Source organism: Paenibacillus doosanensis (assembly GCF_025060755.1).
Classification (GTDB): domain Bacteria; phylum Bacillota; class Bacilli; order Paenibacillales; family NBRC-103111; genus Paenibacillus_S; species Paenibacillus_S doosanensis.
This window is the reverse complement of sequence record NZ_JANYUY010000035.1, coordinates 23,868-42,909: the sequence shown is the minus strand read 5'-3', so window position 1 is coordinate 42,909 and position 19,042 is coordinate 23,868. Positions and strand designations below refer to the sequence as shown.

At 51.0% G+C, this 19,042-nt stretch carries 12 protein-coding genes; 11 read left to right on the top strand and 1 reads right to left on the bottom strand.

Going from position 1 to position 19,042, the window contains the following annotated elements; translation table 11 throughout:
• Positions 1-62: 62 nt before the first annotated feature.
• Together N0M98_RS22115 and N0M98_RS22110 are read left to right on the top strand one after the other, a co-directional pair.
• Complete coding sequence (locus N0M98_RS22115) at positions 63-1,499, top strand: response regulator transcription factor (protein WP_259619174.1); 1,437 nt, start codon at positions 63-65, stop codon at positions 1,497-1,499.
• Positions 1,500-1,536: 37 nt separating this feature from the next.
• Entirely contained in the window at positions 1,537-3,339 is a 1,803-nt protein-coding gene (locus tag N0M98_RS22110; RefSeq protein WP_375295533.1) for a sensor histidine kinase, read from the top strand.
• Positions 3,340-3,416: 77 nt separating this feature from the next.
• Here N0M98_RS22110 and N0M98_RS22105 read toward each other — a convergent pair whose 3' ends face one another.
• Positions 3,417-4,850, bottom strand: coding sequence for an alpha/beta hydrolase (locus tag N0M98_RS22105; RefSeq protein WP_259619199.1), 1,434 nt, complete (start codon positions 4,848-4,850; stop codon positions 3,417-3,419).
• A 141-nt stretch (positions 4,851-4,991) separates the two neighbouring features.
• Here N0M98_RS22105 and N0M98_RS22100 point away from each other — a divergent pair, with 141 nt between their 5' ends.
• The 9 genes from N0M98_RS22100 (at position 4,992) to N0M98_RS22060 (ending at position 18,975) form a co-directional block, all read left to right on the top strand.
• The gene (locus N0M98_RS22100) at positions 4,992-6,275 is read left to right on the top strand and encodes a hypothetical protein (RefSeq protein WP_259619172.1); all 1,284 of its coding nucleotides are present in this window, start codon (positions 4,992-4,994) and stop codon (positions 6,273-6,275) included.
• A gap of 47 nt (positions 6,276-6,322) precedes the next feature.
• The gene (locus tag N0M98_RS22095; protein ID WP_249864596.1) at positions 6,323-6,640 is read left to right on the top strand and encodes a hypothetical protein; all 318 of its coding nucleotides are present in this window, start codon (positions 6,323-6,325) and stop codon (positions 6,638-6,640) included.
• Positions 6,641-6,889: 249 nt separating this feature from the next.
• Entirely contained in the window at positions 6,890-9,826 is a 2,937-nt protein-coding gene (locus N0M98_RS22090; protein ID WP_259619171.1) for a sulfatase-like hydrolase/transferase, read from the top strand.
• A 126-nt stretch (positions 9,827-9,952) separates the two neighbouring features.
• Positions 9,953-12,259, top strand: a complete 2,307-nt coding sequence (locus tag N0M98_RS22085; protein ID WP_259619170.1) for an AraC family transcriptional regulator — start codon at positions 9,953-9,955, stop codon at positions 12,257-12,259.
• A gap of 273 nt (positions 12,260-12,532) precedes the next feature.
• Positions 12,533-13,348 (top strand): ABC transporter permease, encoded by an 816-nt coding sequence (locus N0M98_RS22080; RefSeq protein WP_249866221.1) that lies wholly within the window; start codon positions 12,533-12,535, stop codon positions 13,346-13,348.
• 12 nt (positions 13,349-13,360) lie between these two features.
• Positions 13,361-14,257: a carbohydrate ABC transporter permease gene (locus N0M98_RS22075; protein ID WP_259619169.1), complete on the top strand. Its 897-nt coding sequence runs from the start codon at positions 13,361-13,363 to the stop codon at positions 14,255-14,257.
• 22 nt (positions 14,258-14,279) lie between these two features.
• Complete coding sequence (locus N0M98_RS22070; RefSeq protein WP_259619168.1) at positions 14,280-15,926, top strand: extracellular solute-binding protein; 1,647 nt, start codon at positions 14,280-14,282, stop codon at positions 15,924-15,926.
• A gap of 140 nt (positions 15,927-16,066) precedes the next feature.
• Complete coding sequence (locus N0M98_RS22065; RefSeq protein WP_259619167.1) at positions 16,067-17,890, top strand: sensor histidine kinase; 1,824 nt, start codon at positions 16,067-16,069, stop codon at positions 17,888-17,890.
• A complete protein-coding gene (locus N0M98_RS22060; protein WP_259619166.1) occupies positions 17,884-18,975 on the top strand; it encodes a response regulator in 1,092 nt (363 codons plus the stop codon). Before N0M98_RS22065 ends, N0M98_RS22060 begins: the two co-directional genes overlap by 7 nt.
• Positions 18,976-19,042 lie beyond the last annotated feature (67 nt).

Below are 19,042 nucleotides of genomic sequence, written 5' to 3'. Positions count from 1 at the left end.
CTGCCTTGTTATCTCTCCGGCAAAGGTTTAAAATCTAGAATAAGGTTTTCAGGGGGGTACTTATGTATAGTGTTATTATTGTAGACGACGAACCGTGGGCGATCAAAGGAATACGGAATGTATTTAACTGGAATCAATACGGCTTCGAGATAACAGGACAATTTACAAGCGCCCATAAGGCATTGGAGTTTATATGCGAGAAGCGTCCCGACCTGGTTTTTACAGATATAAGAATGCCCGAAATTTCAGGTCTCGACCTGATGAGGATGACCAAAGAGCAGGAATTGGACGTTGAATTCGTTGTTGTAAGCGGTTTCGCCGAGTTTGCGTACGCACAGGAGGCTTTAAGGTTCGGCGCATTGGATTATTTTCTGAAGCCAATCGATATGGAGCTGGCAGATCCGTTAATTGAGAAGCTGGCATTGCATTTTTCTAAAAAGAGAAGCGTTAAAAATAACCTTATCCTGGAGGCCCTCACCTCAACGGATAAAAGCGAATTAGAGCGCCTGACTCCGCTTTTCGGCAGCGCCGCCGAATGTTACTACCGCGTCATGATCGTTTATTCCCATAGCGAGAAAAAGAGTGACAGCCGTCTCAAGCTATTCGATAGCAGTCATACGTTGGAAGTTGAATTCGGGTCCAAAAAGACATTGTATATTTGCAAAAGTGAACAACAATCCGATTTGGAGAAAATCTTGGATTCTGCGGTTGTCACGGGTTCGGATCGTAAAGCGGTAGGTCTCAGTAGTATTTCTAACAGCTATCAACCTATTTCGAAGCTGATCAAGGAAGCGGATATCGCAGCGTCAAAAATATTTATACATGAAGAAGAAGGTCTATTTGCATATGAACCCAAAATAAATACGGTCAAACCGTTAATAGATAAAATCTCCTTGATGATCCAAGAGAAAAGCTTTGAAGACATGGACGACATCGTTCATCGGCTTAAGCCGTTCTTCAAACAACATAACTTGGGTATGGGAGAGGTTGTTTATTTATGGAATCAAGTGGTCAGCGTATTGCTTGGCACCTGTTACGAAGAGCTGCGAGATATGGAACTTGATTTTCTGAATTACTCTGAGCTGAAGGAGCGCTTTGAAAACTTTGAGTCCTTATGCAGTTTTTTATACGATATTTTTCTATATATAAAGCAGCTGAACGACCAGCCTGCGAACGAAGGAGATATCCACTCTCATTTTGCCCAGATGATCAAATATATTGACAATAATTTCCAACAAAGACTGTACCTTAGAGATTTATCGGCCCAATTTTTTATCAATCAGGTCTATTGCTGCCAGCTATTTAAGAAAAATTTGGGCAAAACCTTTTCCGAATATGTAACCGAATTGAGAATAAAAAAAGCTTGCGAGCTGTTGAAGCATACGGAATGGTCCATTGAAGACATTGCGACCAAAGTGGGATATATGGATTACTATTATTTCAATAAGGTATTCAAGAAACAATGCGAGGTAACTCCTACCAGATTCAGAAAAAGTTAACGGTCGGGTATGGATTTGCCGGATCGGAGTGGGGAAGTTGCAGATCAGCAGACTGAAGCTCAAGCATCAAATATTGCTCATATTTTTATTTTCGGTCATTATATTTACCGCCATGGAGTTTTACTTCTATTATAGCTTTTATAATTTAACCCAGCAAAGAGCGGCCAATTACGGGAATAAAATCATCGAACAAACCCGCCAAAAGATAGATTCCGTGTTTAACGATATCAAAATCAGCACGAACATCGCTGTTAACAATAAAAAAATACAGGAATTTACCATTGCGGACGATGACTTCAAGCGGGACTTTGATATAGGCAATTACGTTATCGACTTATTGGAATATATGAGATCCTTCAATTCTTATGTGAACGGCATTGTGATTAATGACAACCAAAATCGGCGAGTTTACAGTTTAACTACGGCCAACGGCGATATTTTCTTTAAAAATCAATATGACCAATTTATCAATACATATAAAAATGATCGCGTGTCCGCGGAAAAAGGAACGTTCACACATATATTAAAAGACGAAAAAACAGGAAGCGAATATTTCTTTTATATAGAACCGATTATCGAGTCGATTGGCGGCGTTTATTTCTCGCAACGAACAGGCTATATATCCGTTATGGTGAATACGGAGAAAATTCAGCAGCTTGTTGAAAATACCGAGCTGACGCCTCACTCCACATTATATATACTAAACAGCCGAAATGAGGTCATTGCCTCCAATAATGCAAATTCCCGCGGCATCTTATTCGAAGATATTCTTTCTGTAGACAGGGACACTTTAACCAACGGGGTCAAAACCAGCATCAACGGGGAGGACGTCATCGTTCAGGAAAAAGGCCTGGAGCAGGCGGACGGATGGAGCATAGTCAGCGTGATTCCGGTTCATGAATTAACAACGGACATGAACGCCATCCGGAATATGAGTATTATAGCGGGAATCGGCATTATTCTCAGCATGATGACCATGGGATATTTTTTCTTGAACAATCTGACGCGGCCTGTGATGGGCCTGGTAGCCGATATGAGAAAAATCGGTGAAAGAGACATGGGCTTCAGGATCAAGGTGCGCTCAACCAATGAAGTCGGCGTTTTGGCGTTTGCCATTAACAACATGATCGACAAAATGGAAGAAATGACCAGAAATATATTCAATACGCAGGCAAGATTGTATGAGTCGGAGCTCAGCAAAAAGCAGGCTGAATTTTCCGCCCTACAGAGCCAAATCAATCCTCACTTCCTTTATAATACGTTAAATTGCATAAGCAGTATCGGACTGGAATACGGCAGTAAGGAAATAGCGCAAATCACTTCTTGTATGTCCAAAATATTCCGATATAGCGTCAAAAAAGACGATCTTGTTCTGATTAGCGAAGAAATTCAATGCATTAAGGCCTATATGAACATTATTTCCATTCGATATGAAAACAAGTTTTCGATGGAAATGCATGTCGATGAACAGCTGCTGAACATGAAAACACCCAAAATGATACTGCAGCCCATCGTTGAAAACTCGGTCTATCACGGACTGGAGAGAATGGACGCGGGAGGACATCTTCGTGTCAGCGGCCATATAGATGCCAGCGGAGACGTATGTTTTCAAGTATTCGATTCCGGCAAAGGGATACATATCGATGAGCTTGAACGTATTAAAGCGAAGCTGAATTCGGACTATTCGGAGAAAGCGGAAACCGGCGCGGCCGGGAAAAGTATCGGTCTGTCCAATATTAATAACCGCATCAAGCTGCTGTTTGGAGAAGGTTACGGGGTGGAGATCGAAAGCCGGATCGGTTATGGAACTACGGTGACCGTGAAGATCCCTCATATTTGAGGCGCTCCAGATGTTCGGACGCGAAAGGGACGGGCCTTGAGAGACTGATCGACACAGCCAAGGCCCTGAAGCTCCTTTCAGATCATTTGTTGAAAGGCGGCGGACATGCTCCGATCCCCCAGCTGCTCGTAATAGCGGCTTAAACGCTCAGCCGACAGCTGCATACGGGCGGCAATCTGCTCCTTTAACCGCACCGACCAATCGTCGGAATAGCCGATTAAATAATGATGGCTGCGAATCACTTCGGCATAACGAAACAGGGCGTCTTCCAGACGGTCCCGGTTTTCTTCGATGCGGTCGTTCATTAGTACCCGGTACAGCTCATAAATATCGCAATGCACGTCGGCCTCCAGGGCGATATATTCACGATCCGATGTAATGATAGAGGAACAGCCGTGCTGCGAGAACAATGTTTTCAAGTAATTTAGACTGACCCGCAGCTGGTTTTGAGCGCTAAGCAGGTTTTTGTCCGGCCACAGATCGTCAAGCAGCTGGTCGCGCGATACTTTTCTGTAGAAGGTCAAATACAAAATCAGCGTTTTAGCGAATCGTTGGTTCCAACCATATTCCATCGGCAGCTCGTTGAGGCGAATGGAAAATTGACCCAGAAGCTTCATCGTAAGAACGGGAGCAGGGTGCGGAAAAGGAGATTGCGCGAACCGTTCCTTCATTTTTTTATGCATCTGTTTCAATTCATCGCTCGATTCGGCCGCGAAACCGTCGGACTTCGTTAAAAAGCGCCTTATATGCCTTAACGTTTCCTGCGGCTGGTCGATAAAAACCATGTTGGACGCATCAAGAATGTTGACATATTCCGAACGGGGAATAAACCCGCTGGCAACCAATGAGCTGTACGGCGTAAATAACGAATCGTTCTCTCCGGACATCACGAGCGCCGGCATGCTTAATCGTTTGAGCTCGGAAATCCAATCGGTGTCCACAACCAAATGGCAGCAGTGAAAATGCATGTCCAACGAGCATGCCCTGAGCCCGCTGTAGACGACTCCCCATGCTTGAGCGGTATGATTGTGCAGCGTAATGTTAGGCAGCACATGCGAGATCAGCTTCTCTTTGCCGAATTTTTGCACAAGGTTCTTCCTGAATTGGATATAGGTACGGGTTTCCTCAACCGGAAAAAAACAAGGGGTTGAAATCAAACAAACCGTGCGGACAAGATGGGGAAACCGGTTGGCAAAAATGACCGCAAGATTGCCTCCCAAATCATGTCCGATAAGATGATACCGCTCCAGTCCCAGATATCTGGTCAGCGCTATTAAATCCTCGCACAGCTCCTCCCACGAAGGAAGCTTCGTTTGGGACGGACTTCGGCCATACCCCGGGAAATCCGGCAGCAGGAGATGATAGTTCTCCGCTAAGCCATCCGTAATTTGAAACCAGGACTGCGAATCCACGCCGTTTCCGTGCAATAAGATGACGACTTCCTCGGTGTCCGCCTCCGAACGCCGATAGTCGTAATAAATTGGTGTGCCGTTTCTGTCGATGTTAAACATTTGCGTCAAATGCGATCCCCTCGTGCCAGCGACTTTTGTACTACATTGTAATGCTTGTGTAATGGTACTTTTAGCATACTGAACTTGCGCATAAATGTACAGATTTTGTCAAAATAAATGATTAGGGCGAGGGGATACTTGGTGCTTAGGCTGAAGACAACCGCCTTGCTGCTGCTAATGACGATCGGCCCGGTCAGCCTGCTCAGCGCCTGTACCGGCGAGCAAGCGGCCGATACGCCGGCATTGGCGGTAAGCGGGATGAGCGAGAAAGATCGTGCCGAAACGCTGCTGAAGCAAGCCGCGGACAAGATGAGCCGTGTGACCAGCTTCGAGGCGACTGTGCGTGCGAAAGGCTCATCGGGGCCGACGACAGAGCAAATCATGATTCAACATATCGATAAACAAGAGATGTCCATTTATATGGATGCGGGTAAGGGCAAACAATCGCTGATGCGATTCAGCAACGGTATGGCAGAAACGTATAATACGTTTCCCTACGATCAATGGAGCAAGAAGAGCGAAACCCGGTTCGACCCGGTTCAAACCAATGTTCATTTGGATAAGCCGGCGTTCGATTTGCGGCAAACGATCCAATTGGACGGATTGCAGGACCTTGCGGTAAACGAGGATCAACAGCATGTGACCATTACCGGAAAAACCCCGTCGGTAAGCAGCTCGTTCGTCGGCGCGACCGGAAAACAAAATCAAATGAGCGCTGAAGCCAACTTTCAAATCGTTCTCAGCAAGGATACGGGATATTTGAGCGGAATGGTTGTAGATTCCAATTCCGCAGTAAACGGCAATGCCCGAAATATCCATATGGAACTAACCGTATCCCATATTAATTCGGCATCGCCGATCATGACGCTTGAGGACGTCAGGACGAAATTAAGCATAGAAGAAGCGGAAGCGCAGCAAGCAAGGGCAGCCGCGTCCGCGTCTTTACCCAAGTGGCAGCCCGATGTCAGGTATCCGAAAACAGCCGCCGACGGCGCGGTTATTCATCAGGAAAAGCATCCTTCCGGCACCAAGTTTGTATACGTCACGGGAAAGAGATGGGAATACAGAGCAACCTTGCGGCCGAAAGCCGACGGCACGCACACCCACTCCCATTATATACTGTACCCTCTGGTTCTCGGCGAAAAAGTTGCCTGGAAAGATGTGAAAGTGTATATATCCAAAGATAACCGCTTTGACGATCAAACGCCGTACTGGTCGCCGCCGGATGAATACTTCGACGGCAGATTAATGGAAGGGGTAGGAATGCCGATGGAGAAGCTGGAGTCTTATCCCGATGTCGCTCCTGTACTGTATTGCAAGGTTGTATACGACATTGAAGTCACTCAAACCGAAGATCAAACGACGCATAGGGAAACCGGCGAGGAAACGCTGATCTTCAAAAAAGAGTATATGGACGAAATGTAGCGTTTCGTTACCAACTATCCTATTAAACCGTTGGAGGGATCGTTTCTATGCATCATTTGCCCATTTGGTGGATTCTGTTGCTGGTAGTCATTATCGTTTTGAATTGCTTCAGGATTTATCATCAATTTGTTAAGCCTGCAAAGATTCAGGGTGCCGTCAAGAGGCTGGGCGGCAATTTAAACGATGCCGGGGTGCGCGAGTTTATCCAATTTATCGGCTCCATGAAAATTCCGAATCAACCTAAGGCTTGGAACGCTTGCCGAGCTTCTTACGAATTGGTTCGATCGGGAAAGGCGGTATCGGAAGAACTGAAGGAGGAACTGAAGAGAACCTTGCTAAGCGCCGGCGTTAGCGGGATTCGCTAAAGGACAAGCCGGAACCGGGGAGAGCATCTGTGAAGATGCTCTCCTTTTCCTATTTGGGGCGGGACGGGCGCCGGCGCAAAAAATGCACACTGTGCAAACGAAGCAAATCCGCGATATCATCTAATGCACACCGATATCAACAATCGCTTATTTACGTAAGAGCGCGGGCTGCTTTATGCTTTAGAATGGGTGAGGATTTGAAAGCGTGGCACCCCAACTTTTTAAAACAGAAAGGGAGTTCGTACAGGGATGGAGCTCGAAAACAAGAGTAACGGCAAACCGAATGTCATTTTCATATTGGTTGACGATTTGGGCTGGGGCGAGCTTGGCTGCTACGGCAACACGTACAATGAAACGCCTCATATCGATGTGCTGGCGAAGCAAGGCGTACGCTTTCCGGCCGCTTATGCCAGCGCCCCTGTCTGCAGTCCGTCCCGCGCCGGGCTGCTCACGGGGCAAGTGCCGCCGCGCAACGGAATTACGGACTATCTGAGGCCGGACAGCGAGTGGTATCTTCCTCTGAATCCGGAGCTTGCTTCCTTTGCCGATCACGAGCTTCCGGACGATACGGAGTTTCGGCTAGACCCGCATATGGTGACGATGGCCCAAATGTTCCGGCAGGCGTCCTATCATACCGGGATTATAGGGAAATGGCATCTGTCCGGTTACGACGAGCAGGGGGTTAAGCACGGCCCGGATCAATACGGCTTCGAAGAAGTTATTCTCTCGGAGCAAGTCGGCATTGCCGGGGGCAGCTATTTCCATCCGTACAATCGGGTCGATCCTTCGATCGAGCCGGTGCTCGGCGACAATGAATATTTGGTGGACCGGATGAATTACGAGGCCGTTCAGTTTATTAAGCGGAATCATAACGCGCCGTTCTTCTTATATCTTAGTCATTATGCCGTACATACGGATTTGGCCGGCAAACCGGAGGATGTCGACTATTTTGTCCGGAAGGAAAGCGCGCGCGAGCAGCTGGGCGAGCCGTTAAACCGGACGAAACGGGACAATCCGGTGCTGGCCGCTATGCTCAGAACTATCGACGACGGCGTCGGGATGATCCGGCGAACCTTGGAAGAGCTCGGTCTGGACCGGAACACCCTCATCGTCTTTACAAGCGATAACGGCGGCGAGGCTAATATTACGGTGAACGGCCATTTGCGCGGAGGCAAATCGATGACCTACGAGGGCGGTCTGCGGGTACCGCTGGTCGTTTCCTGGCCCGAAATCGTGCGCGGCGGGCTGGTCTGCCATGAGCCGACCATTAATTTGGATTTTTATCCGACGTTTGCGGAAATTATCGGTTACAAGCCTCCCGAGAGTCATCTATTGGATGGGGTATCCATCGTTTCTTGGCTGAAGGGAGAGACGCCGCCGTCCGGACAAGCGGAACGGCAGTTTTACTGGCACTATCCGCTGAACAAGGAGCATTTTCTGGGCGGCAGGTCTTCGGTGGCCCATCGCGCGGGCGACTGGAAGCTGATTGAATATTTGGACGATCGCTCCGCCGAGCTGTATAATTTGGAGAAAGACGAGACGGAATCGTTCAATGTCGCCGATCGGCAGCCGGACCAGCTGAAAAAGCAGCATGAGTCGATAAAAAGCTGGCTGAAGGAAATCGGCGGGGAAATTCCGCCCTCTCAAGGCTTGAAGGAGCTGAAGGTAGAGCCGAATACAGCAGAAATGAAAGCGTTTACCACAGCGGCAGCGGCGGTCAAACCAATTTCACACAGTCAGGAGCTGAAAAGCATGACGAAACCGAATATTTTGTGGATTTGTACGGATCAACAGCGATTCGACACATTAGGCTGCTACGGCAATTCGTACGTGGATACGCCTAACATCGACCGGTTGGCGGCGAACGGGGTGCTGTTCGAGCGGGCCTATTGTAACTCAACGGTATGCGCGCCCAGCCGGGGCAGTTTTTTGACGGGAAGGTATCCCAAAACGACGGGGCTGCGCAAGAACGGCCAAAATATCCCGGAACGGGAGCGGCTTGTCACGAAGCTGCTGCATGACGCAGGGTACAGCTGCGGCCTGGCCGGGAAGCTCCATTTGAGCGCATGCCACCCGAGCGTATGCCATGGAACCGAGCGGCGCATCGACGACGGATACGATATGTTCCACTGGTCGCATCATCCTGCGGATCAATGGGCCAGCAACGAGTACAGCCATTGGCTGAAAGCCAAAGGGAAATCGTACGCGGCAAGGGCGGTCGAAGCATGCGAGCATGTCGTTTGCGGCCCCGATGCCGAGGATCATCAAGCCGCTTGGTGCGCCGAGAAGGCAATTCAGTTTATTGAAGCGCATGAAGGAAGAGAGCGGCCCTGGCTGTTCTCGGTCAATATATTTGCGCCGCATCATCCGTTCGATCCACCCGAGAGCCATTTGAACAAGTATCTTGGCATGCTTGACCGAATCCCGGAGCCGAACTATACGGAGGGCGAGCTGGATACGAAAACAAGCTATCAGCGCAGGGACCATCAAGGAGCGTACGGCAATCGGAACCTGTATCCGTTTGACCGGATGAGCGAGCAGGATCGCCGCTATGTGACGGCGGCCTACTGGGCGATGATCGATCTGATCGACGAACAGGTCGGCAAAATGACGGACGCCCTGGCACGAACCGGACAGCTCGACAATACGATCGTCGTGTTTATGTCCGACCACGGCGAATTGCTCGGCGACCACGGCGTCTATTTGAAGGGTCCGCATTTTTACGAGCCGTCCGTGCATGTTCCGCTGATCGTGTCATGGCCCGGGCATTTCCGCCAGGGCGTTCGCGTCCGCAGCCTTGTCGAGCTGGTCGATCTGGCGCCCACCTTCCTGGAAGCGGCCGGGGAGACGGTTTACCCGGGAATGCAGGGCGCGTCTCTCATGGGACTGCTGAAGGGCGAGACGGAAGAACACCGGGACGACATCTACTGCGAAACGTATGAAACGAAGAGAGGGAATTTCTCCGGCGGCTACAGCTTGATGGTGCGCGATCATACGCATAAGCTCGTGCTCTACGATTCGCAGGACGACGGGGAGCTGTACGATCTTATCGCCGATCCCGGCGAAACGACGAATGTATGGCACTCCTCCGCCCATGCCAGCGAGAAATTACGGATGATGGAACGGTTGTGCCGCCGGATCGCTCAAACCGCAGATCCGCTCCCGGAAAGACTCGCTCCTTGGTAAGCAGGAAACGGGCACAATGCGAAATGCACTCCTTGCGACGGACGAAGGAGTGCATTTTGTTCAGAAACCCGGCGATGCCGCTTAGGAGCGCCGCAATGCTCCATTCGATTAAAGGGGGAGACGATATTGAACAAAGAACGGCGCCTGAAGATGGAATCTTTGTTGATGATCCGCTTTATACTCCCGCTGCTTATCGTCCTAACGATGTCGCTGATGGTCGTGGTGTGGCTGTATATCCGCACGGCGGATCTATTGGGGGAAGAGGTGGAGACCTCCAACCGTTTGCTGCTGGAGCAGGGGATGAATGTGCTCGATAAGCGCTGGGAAGCGATCGATACGTTCATTCGGCGCGTCACCGAAGACCCCAAGGTGGTGAGACTGCAGCAAATCGCCGAGCCTTTCAGTTCATCGAATTTGTACCGCACCATTGAAGCGCGAAACAAGCTTCAGGATTATTACAGCCCCAACGAGCTGATTGCCGGCTATTACATATTGTTCAAAAACAACGGTCTTGTCTTGAACAACGATTACACCGCAAGGCTGGAGGATTTCGCCGAGTATGTGCGGTATCCGGAAAGACCGCAACATTATTTGCAATCGCTGGTTCAATCGTACCATTACCGGGATATGACGCCCGCCGAGCCGGTAATACGGCAGGACGGAGAAACGCTGCTGACCTATATGCGGTCATTCGGTTATGCCAACCGTCCGAACGGGACGGTTCTCGTGCTGATTCATAATAGCGAAATTACCAAGCTGTTCAACGGCTTCCGAACGGACCGCGGATGGGCCTATATTGCCGACGAGAAGGGGAAACTGCTGACAAGCGTCGTCGGGCCGGGCGCCCAGCTGCCCGAGCAGCGCCTCCCGCTGCCGGCCGGCAGCGGCGTGATGAACCGTACGGTCGGGCAAGACGACATGGTTGTCACCTACGCCACATCATCCTATAACGGCTGGTCGTATGTTGCGGCTCAGCCCGCCAAAATCGCCCTGAAGAAAATAACGTATATGAAAGAAATGACGACGACCGTATTTTTACTATTTATGCTGCTGAGCTGCCTGATCGGAGTCTATATGGCTTACAGAAGCAGCAAGCCGGTCCGCTCGATCCTCCAGACGCTGGCTTCGGGCAGTGTCGGCTTGACGGCCCCGAAGCGCCAGGGAGCCTTCGGCATGATCCATCAGAGCGTTGCCCTGCTGCTCGCCAGCCAAAGGGAGCTTCAGGACAGCATGGAGCGGCAGCTTCCTTTCTTAAGAACCGCTTTTTTCGAAAGGCTGCTGCGCGGCCAGTTTCAGTCGGAGGCGGATATGGAAGCGGTCAGAGAACATGCGCGAATCGCGTGGGTCGGGTCAAGCTGCCTGGTCGCCCTGGTGACGTTCCCGAAGCGGGCGGCCGTTTACCGCACCGCCGATATTGAGGCGCTGAACCGCAATAAGCGGTTGGCCCGGGAGCTGGCTCATGAATCGGATGCGGACAACCTGTTTACTCATGACGTGGATGATGACAAGCTCGCGCTGCTGATGCAATTCGACATGGAAGATGCCGGGCTTATACACCAGCAGGCTAATCGGCTGCTGGAGCAGCTGCAGCTCAGGCTTCGCCAGGAATGCGGCATTATGGCCGTGATCTCGGCCGGAAACGCATATGCGAGCCGAATGGACATAGCCCGGTCGTTCTCGGAGGCTCAGCAGGCGTTAGCGCGCAGCACGGATGGCCGCATCGTCTGGTTCCGGGAGCTGCCGCCGAATACGGGAAGCTGCTATTACCCGGAGAGCATGGAAACGCGCTTGATCAACCTCGTCAGAACAGGCCGCACGGAGCAGCTGCAATCGCTGCTGGAGGAGCTGTATCAGCATAATTTCGTGCAGCGGAGCCTCCCCGTATATATGCTCAAGGTGTTTTATTTCGATCTGCTGGCCAGCAGCTTCAAAATATTTCCGGAAATCGGCGAATCCCCCGCAGGGCAGCAAGCTGCGGAGGAGTTAAACGAACCCGCCGATAATGCGGAGAGCATCGAAGCGCATTTCTTGCAGCTCAAGGTCAAGCTGGAATCGATGTGCGAGGCCGCCGCCCGGCAGCGCGCCGACCACCAGCAGCAATGGTTCCTCGACATCTTGGAGCAGGTGAAATCCGGTTATTCGGACCCGCAGCTGTCGCTTGCCCTGCTGGCGGATCGCTATGACGTAACAGAGGCGCATCTGTCGAGGCTGTTCAAGGAAAGGATAGGGATCAACTTTATTGAATTTACCGAAAACCTCCGGATCGAGCATTCCAAACGATTGCTGCTGCAAACCGGGCTGCCTGTAAGAGAAATCGCGGTCAGCGTCGGCTACAGCTCCTCCAGCACGTTCGGGCGCGCCTTCAAACGATCCGTCGGGATCAGCGCCATGGCCTTCCGGAACAGCGAAAAATGGGAAGCGGACAAAAATTGACGTATGCTTCGCAGCTGCACATCGCTTCATATCAATTGCTGCAGATGCTGCAAAACGTTCCTATTTACGGGTGAACGGCCCGCTTTGTATAGTAAAGCTGTCCCGGCCGGACGTCAACATGCCGCAGCAGCGGATTTCCCGAGTAAGGAGTGATTCCGACGAGTGATCCCGACTAACAAAGCCCGAATTTCACGACAAGTGCTTAGAGGCTGGCAGCTGTATCTTTTGCTGATTCTTCCGCTTTTTTACTTGATATTGTTTCGTTACGCCCCGATGTACGGAGCGCAGATCGCCTTCAAAAACTATTCGATCACCAAAGGCATCTGGGATAGCCCGTGGATAGGGTTTAACCATTTTATCCGTTTTTTTAACTCGTACGATTTCTGGCGCATTATGAAAAACACGCTGCTGCTCAGCGTCTATCATTTGACGGTCACATTCCCGTTCCCTATTCTGTTCGCGCTCGGGCTTCATTATATTGCGAATGTAAAATTCCGCAAGCTGATGCAGCTGATTACGTACGCGCCCCATTTCATTTCCGTAGTCGTTATGGTAGGGCTGATCATGCAGTTTCTGTCGCCCAGAACCGGTCCGATGGCCGCCTTCGGCGAATGGCTCGGATTCCAGATGCCGAATGTAATGGGGGATGCCGCCTGGTTCAAATCGGTGTACGTATGGTCGGACGTCTGGCAGCATACCGGCTTCTCCTGCATCATCTTTCTTGCGGCGCTGGCCGGGATCGACCCTGCGCTGCACGAAGCCGCGCTGATGGACGGAGCTTCCAAGCTGCGCCGCATTTGGCATATCGATTTGCCGGGCATTATGCCGATCGCCGTCATTTTGCTAATTCTCAACGTCGGGCGCATATTCGATCTGGGCTTCGAAAAAGTGCTGCTTATGCAAAACCCGCTGAATACGCGAAGCTCGGAAATTATCGATACGTACGTGTACAATACCGGCTTGAAATCGATGGTGCCTAACTTTTCATACGCTTCGGCGATCGGGCTGTTCAAAAATGTGATCGCTTTCATCCTCGTCATGTCGGTCAACCAGCTATCCAAAAAATTCGGCCAATCGAGCCTGTGGTAGGAGGCGATGCATATGGAACAGGGGAACATCAGAGATTCGGGCGGCGACCGCCTGTTTAACGCGGCCAATTATGCCGTCATGATTCTGATTCTGCTGATCGTCTTATATCCTGTCGTCTTCGTCGTCAGCTCCTCCTTCAGCGCCAAGGAAGCCGTCGCTTCCGGAAAGGTGCTCCTCCTGCCGATAGGCTTCAGTCTGGAAGGATATCAAGCCGTATTTCGCGATCCGGCGGTGCTCAGGTCGATCGCCGTTTCGATCGGGTATACGGTTGCCGGAACGTTCATTAACGTGGTGCTGACGATCATGGCCGCTTACCCGCTGTCCCGGCGGGATCTTAAGGGCAGAGGCTGGTTTATGGGACTGTTTGCTTTCACGATGTTTTTCAACGGCGGGTTAATCCCGACCTACTTGCTGGTGAAGGATCTGAATTTGCTCGACACCCCTTGGGCGCTGCTGCTGCCGACGGCCGTAAGCATTTGGAACATGGTCATTACGAGAACGTATTTCAACGCGACGATTCCCGACGAGCTGCTGGAAGCGGCGCAAATGGATGGCTGCAACGATTTGCTCTTTTTATGGAAGGTCGTGCTGCCGCTTTCGGGACCGATCGTCGCGGTGATCGCTCTATACTACGGCGTCGAGCATTGGAATCAATATTTCAACGCATTGATGTATTTGAAAAATCCCAAGCTGTATCCGCTGCAGCTCGTTCTGCGCGAAATCTTGATTCGCAGCCAAGTCACCGCGGACATGATGGGCGACTCCAAACAGATGGCGGAGCTCGCCGGGTTGTCCGATCTGCTGAAATATTCGTTAATTGTCGTAGCTACGGCTCCGCTGATGCTGGTATATCCGTTTGTCCAACGCTATTTTGTCAGAGGCGTCATGATCGGCGCTTTAAAAGGGTAAAGAAAATGCAGGGAGGGTCACTATGAAAAAGTTTGCATTTATTTCCATATCCATGCTGTTGCTGGCGGCCGGCTGCAGCGGGGGCTCCGGGGAAGAAGTCGGCGCCGATACGCGCCAAGCCGCCGAAGCGCCTGCCGAGCCGAGCGCGGCGGCAGGAACGTTTCCGATCGCCAAGGAGAAGACGACGCTGAAAGTGCTGGCGGTAAAAAGTCCCTACGTACAGGACTATACAACCAACGAATTTACCAAATGGTTCGAGGAGAAAACCAATATCAAAGTGGAGTGGCAATTCGCTACGCCTCAAGAGAGGCAGGAGAAGCTGAATCTCGTGCTGGCCGCAAACGATCTTCCGGACGTCATCGTCGGGTTCGGCGTCTCTCCCGCCCAGCAGATGGTTTACGGACAGCAGGGCATCTTCCTCCCGCTCAACAAGCTGATCGATCAGTTCGGCGTGGAAACGAAGCAAATATTCGAGAAATATCCCGAAATCAAACAGGCAACGACCGCGCCGGACGGACAGATTTACTCGCTGAGCACGATTGACCGCAATCCGCATACGATGCTGCCGCAAAAAATGTGGATCAATACGGAGTGGCTGAAGAAGCTGAATCTGGAGATGCCGAAGACGACGGACGATTTTGAGAAGGTGCTGAAGGCGTTTAAGGAGCAAGACCCTAACGGCAACGGCAAAGCGGATGAAATTCCGATGATCGGCGGCGTGCAGGATAAGCTGACCGGCGTCGACAGCTTCCTGCTGAATTCCTTTATTCTTAACGATTACAACGCCAATCAGCTGATCTTTGGCGACAAGGGCGAGATTGACGTCAACTTTAATAAACCGGCCTATAAGCAGGGGCTGCAATATTTGAACAAGCTGTATGCCCAAGGGCTCATCGCTCCGGAATCGTTCACCATGAATAACGATCAAATGAAAGCGCTGGTCGAGAACGGGGACGAACGGGTCGGCGTCATCTCGTCCTCCACCCCTCAAGCGTTCTCCAATATAGCGGGCACGCGATGGCTCCATTACAAGACGGTGCCCCCGCTGCAAGGACCCGACGGCTTGCGGCAATCGCCATATCGGTATTACGGCTTCAACGGCGGAGGGCTGCTCATTACGAAGGCGGCGAAAAATCCGGAGCTTGCCTTTCGCTGGGCGGACGCGCTCTTCAACCAGGAGATCGGCATAGCGGCCAACATCGGTCCTGAAGGCGTAGGCTGGAAGAAGACGGCCAATAACGAGACCGGGCTGAACGGCAAGCCGGCCGCCTGGATACGGTTGATCGCTTTCGGCACGCAGCAGAACAACAGCTGGATGCAGACGACGCCGTATCATTTCTCCCGCGAAATGTTCGAGGGGCTGGCCGCGGGCCCGAATGAAATTCCGCGCGTTCTATACGAGGAAACCCAGAAAAACTACGAGCCGTATAAATCGAAGCAAGAACAGACCGTTCCGCCCATTTTCTTCGACGATCTGCAGTCCTCGGAGCTTAGCGATCTGGAGAAGACGATCAAAGATTATGTCAAGGAGATCACGACGCGGTTTATTATCGGCGACGTATCCGTCGACAAGGAATGGGATACTTATGTGAAGACGCTTGACAGCATGAATCTGGCGCGATACATTCAGATTTATAATGAAGGGTATAAAGCGCAGTACAAAAAATAACGAGCAATGAAGCGTACGCAGCCCCGCGGCTAAGTACGCTTTTTTTTACCACAAAAACAAGCTACCTGTAAAAATCGGAGTGTGATAAAATGTGTAATGCTTATCGACATTCGACAATCTTTTATTGAGGTGGAGCGCGCATGAATCTGCTTATGCTCAAATTTAGCTCTATACGTGCCAAATTTATTCTTCTGTTTACTTTCTTCTTCCTGCTCCCCTTTATTTTGTTCGGCTCCATGTGGTATCATCGCTCCACCCAGGTCATTGAAGACAATGCCGTTGCGTCCGCTCAGAAATCGATTCAGCAGACGGATCGATATCTGAATTATTATTTCAACGATTTGGAGCGCAGCACGCTTCCTTATATTACGCATCCGCTGATTGAAGCTTTTATGAAGCTTTCCCCGGACGACGAATACCAAAGGTATATCATTACCGCACAGATTCAGAATCAAGTGATCGATCAGGTAATATATGGTAAAAAGGAAATTTACGGATTTTCCATTTATTCCGATAGCGGCATGTCGGTGTCCAATCTGTCGTCGACGATGGATTACTGGAAAAACCGCGACATCGTCAAGCTCGAACCGAAGGACGTGCGAACCGTAAGCTACAACAGCGTCCATTGGGAAAATCAAAGCCCGATTCTCACCATTAGCAGAGCATTTACGGTAAAGAACACCAAAGGATTGCTGCTTATCGATCTTCGCATCAAGGATATATCGGCCTTAATCAGCAGCGTCGGCTCCAGTCAAACGGGATTAACCTGGATTGCGAATGCAGAGGATACGATTGTGCTTCACCCCGACCAAAGCCTTATCGGCGGCCCCGTACCCGATTGGTATTACGAGCACATTAAAAATCAGGAGCAAGGCTCCCTTATTGTAGAAGATTCCGGAGTGAAAAAGCTCGTCGTGTTCGAACGGTCGCCATTGACCGAATGGACGTTAATATCGGAGGTGCCGCTGGCCGAATTAACCGGAGATTTGTTCTCGCTGCGCAACGTTACGATCATCGTCTTTATGGCCGTCTCTTTGATTGCGCTGCTGGTCGTGGGGGGATTCTCGCTCCGGCTTACCAACGCGCTTTCGAATATGCGCAGATTGATGAAGCGGGCGGGCAGCGGCGAGATGTTCGTCCGGGCGCATGTCGCCCAGGGAAAGCAGGATGAGCTGTACGAATTATACGAAAGCTTCAACCAGATGGTCGAGCAGCTGCAGCGATTGATCAATGAAGTCCACGCTTCCGAGCTCCGGGAGAAGGAGCTTGTCATCAAGCAGCGGGAGACGATGCTCAAATCGATGCAGGCGCAAATCAATCCCCACTTTCTGTATAACACGCTGGAAGTCATTAATTCATACGCCATTTTGGAAAATATGATGCCGATCAGCCGAATGGCGACTTCTCTTGCCGCGTTGTTTCGCTACAGTATTACAAGCGGAAGCGAGGAAGTTTCCTTGGATGAGGAAATGGCGCATATCCAAACTTATCTGGACATTCAGAAAGAGCGGTTTGAAGAGCTGACCGTCGAGTTTCAATTCAACCGGGCCGACTTGCGGCATATTCAAACGCTACGCCTGACGATCCAGCCTCTGGTCGAAAATGCGTTTCGCCACGGTTACGATAAGCATGAACGCTATCCCGAGTTTATCGGCATCTCAGGGGAGCCCGCCCCGGAAGGCTACCGGCTGCTGATTATGGACAAGGGGGGCGGGATGGAGCCCGATGTGATGGACGGGCTAAACCGGATGTTCGCTTCCGCGAAAGAGAGCGAATCCGATTGGCCCGGTCAAGAGCCGGATCGGGCGAATTCATCCGGACATGTCGGCTTGTGGAACGTCCATCAGCGCTTACGCTTGCGCTTCGGCGCTCCTTACGGGCTGCACATTGTCAAGTCGGATCAAGAAGGTACATGGATTGAAGTTCGTTTGCCCAAACGCGAAGGAGAGAATACGGGATGCTGAGAGCGATTATCGCCGACGATGAAACGATGATTAAGAAAAGCTTGAAGGTCATTATGGAAAGAACGGGATTGGCGGAAGTCATCGGCGCGTTTACGAACGGCCGGGACACGCTGGAGTTTATGAAGGCCAACCCGGCGGATTTGCTCATTACCGATATCCGCATGCCGGTGATGGACGGTTTGAATCTGATCGCCGCTCTGCGCGAAGCGGGGAATGAAACGGATGTCATCATATTGACCGGCTACGGCGAATTCGAATATGCGCAAAGAGCGATCCGGTACGGAGTGACCGATTATTTGTTAAAGCCCATTGTACCGGACCGGTTAGTCGACATGCTGGAGCAGATCCACGCCAAGCATGAGCGCCGGACGATGCTGCGCGAACGGCGTCAGGAGTCGCTCTGGTATTGCAGGCAGCAGGGAGAGCGGCTGTCCCGGCTGCTGCGGGATATGGACGGCGCGGCCATTCTTGCGCTTCTTGACGAGGTTCACGAATATATTGCCCGATGTTACGGCGACTTTCGGGAAGTTCACCAAACGTTTTACGCCGATTTGTTAGCGTTTTCCCGCAATGAGCTGCTAGCGGTTTCCCCCGATCTGGGAGGAGCCATTCAAGCCGGCATCACGCTGCCGGAAGAAGAATCGATTGACGAATGGAAAGTTCGGGTCCGCCGCCGGCTGAGCGAATGGATGCTGCAGATGGCGAACGTACGAAGCCATGGAATGGCGCTGACCATGAAGAAGGCGTTAACGTATATTCAAGAGAACATCTATAACGAAAATTTATCGCTTCAGCTGGTCGCCGATCAGTTGAACTTATCCGTATCCTATACGAGCGAATGCATCAAACAGTCGGTAGGCATTAATTTCACCCAATATGTAACCAAGCTTCGGATGGAGCGGGCCAAGGCGCTGCTGGCGGATTCGTCGCGCAAAATGTTTGAGGTCGCCTTCCAATGCGGCTATGCCGATTATGCCCATTTCACGAAAACGTTTAAAAAATATTACGGATATTCGCCGAAAGATTACCGGGCAAGCTTAAGCCTGCAACCTATCCATCCGGACGACCCATCGGCGAAAAATTGACAACCGGAGCCTCGCAAAACACATGTACCTTCCTCTTGCCGACGTTTACAATAACGTTAAATAAGAG

Bases quoted from the DNA above. Each gene is read 5' to 3' on its own strand.
- N0M98_RS22115 (WP_259619174.1), top strand. From the start codon at position 63: ATGTATAGTGTTATTATTGTAGACGACGAACCGTGGGCGATCAAAGGA.
- N0M98_RS22075 (WP_259619169.1), top strand. From the start codon at position 13,361: ATGGAACAGGGGAACATCAGAGATTCGGGCGGCGACCGCCTGTTTAAC.
- N0M98_RS22095 (WP_249864596.1), top strand. From the start codon at position 6,323: ATGCATCATTTGCCCATTTGGTGGATTCTGTTGCTGGTAGTCATTATC.
- N0M98_RS22090 (WP_259619171.1), top strand. From the start codon at position 6,890: ATGGAGCTCGAAAACAAGAGTAACGGCAAACCGAATGTCATTTTCATA.
- N0M98_RS22070 (WP_259619168.1), top strand. From the start codon at position 14,280: ATGAAAAAGTTTGCATTTATTTCCATATCCATGCTGTTGCTGGCGGCC.
- N0M98_RS22105 (WP_259619199.1), bottom strand. From the start codon at position 4,850: ATGTTTAACATCGACAGAAACGGCACACCAATTTATTACGACTATCGG.
- N0M98_RS22065 (WP_259619167.1), top strand. From the start codon at position 16,067: ATGAATCTGCTTATGCTCAAATTTAGCTCTATACGTGCCAAATTTATT.
- N0M98_RS22080 (WP_249866221.1), top strand. From the start codon at position 12,533: ATGTACGGAGCGCAGATCGCCTTCAAAAACTATTCGATCACCAAAGGC.
- N0M98_RS22060 (WP_259619166.1), top strand. From the start codon at position 17,884: ATGCTGAGAGCGATTATCGCCGACGATGAAACGATGATTAAGAAAAGC.